General features: G+C 66.0%; 1 pseudogene. It reads right to left on the bottom strand.

Going from position 1 to position 1,200, the window contains the following annotated elements:
• Positions 1-68: 68 nt before the first annotated feature.
• Positions 69-952 (bottom strand): annotated as a pseudogene (locus tag AB0442_RS42555) (IS630 family transposase); the annotation flags it as partial.
• Between the last annotated feature and the right edge of the window lie 248 nt (positions 953-1,200).

Raw genomic sequence — 1,200 nt, 5'->3', positions numbered from 1 at the left:
GGACCGTGGCCGACAGATCAACTGAGAGACACCTTGGTCAGTCACACACCGGGTCAGGCCACGAGCCCATGCGGAGCACCATCAGTCTCACAGTCGCACACGATCGCGATGCGCTTCCCGACGGGGTGCAGGGCGCGCAGGTAGCGACAGAACTCCAGGAACTTGGAGCGGTTCTTGGTCTTCTTGATGTGCCCGTAGAGCTGGTCCTTGCCCAGGTCGTAGGCGGCGAACAGATGCCGGACGCCGGGCGGGTGTAGGTCGCACGGCGGCGGGGCCGTGGCTCGCGGTCGGGGTCCTTGTGCTTGCCACCGCGCTCTGCCCACTGGCGTCCGGGGTGGGGCTGGAGGTTGAGCGGGCCGAACTCGTCCATGCAGAAGATGACTTCGGGCTCGCCTTCCTCTGGGATGACCTCGGCGTCGGCGATCGCGTAGAGGTGCTCGACCCGAGCCTTCTTGGCCGCGTAGTCGGGGTCGTTCGAGGACTTCCACGTCTTCACGCGTTGAAAGGAGACGCCCTCCTCGCGGAGCAGGACCCGAACGCCCTCGTGGCTGATGTCGTCGACCACCCCCTCGGCGACCAGGAAGTCGGCCAGCTTGACCAGGCTCCAGGTCGAGAAGGGCAGGCCGTGCTCGGCCGGCCTGGACTTGGCGATCTTCTTGATCTCGCGCCGCTCGGGCAGCGCGAAAGTCCTGGGGCGCCCACCCTTGTACTTCGGGTAGAGCGAGTCGAAGCCGTCGGCATTGAAGTTGTGCAGGACGTCGCGGACGTGGTCTGGGCTGGTGAACGTCACTGTAGCGATCTTGTCGACGGGCATGCCCTGCGCGGACAGCAGCACCATCTGCGCGCGCCGCCAGGTCACCACGGACCCGGTGCCCCGGCGGATGATCCGCAGTAACCTCTGCCCCTCATCGTCGTCGATCTCCCGCACCCGCACCCGCACCCGTTCAGCCACCAGCACAGCATGGCCCACGCGCGCCGCCCGGGCCTGTACCCGGACGGCGCGTCACAACGAGGCAACCGTTGTCTGATGCGGCACTAGTAGGGCTTGGTCAGGTTGATCGTGGTTGGGCGTGTCTGTTGGCGGGTTGTGGCGTTGAGGGTGTGTGACTGTGAGACTGATGGTGCTCCGCATGGGCTCGTGGCCTGACCCGGTGTGTGACTGACCAAGGTGTCTCTCAGTTGATCTGTCGGCCACGGTCC

The organism is Kitasatospora sp. NPDC085895 (assembly GCF_040702125.1).
In the GTDB taxonomy this organism is placed as follows: domain Bacteria; phylum Actinomycetota; class Actinomycetes; order Streptomycetales; family Streptomycetaceae; genus Kitasatospora; species Kitasatospora arboriphila.
This window is presented reverse-complemented; position numbering and strand designations above follow the sequence as displayed.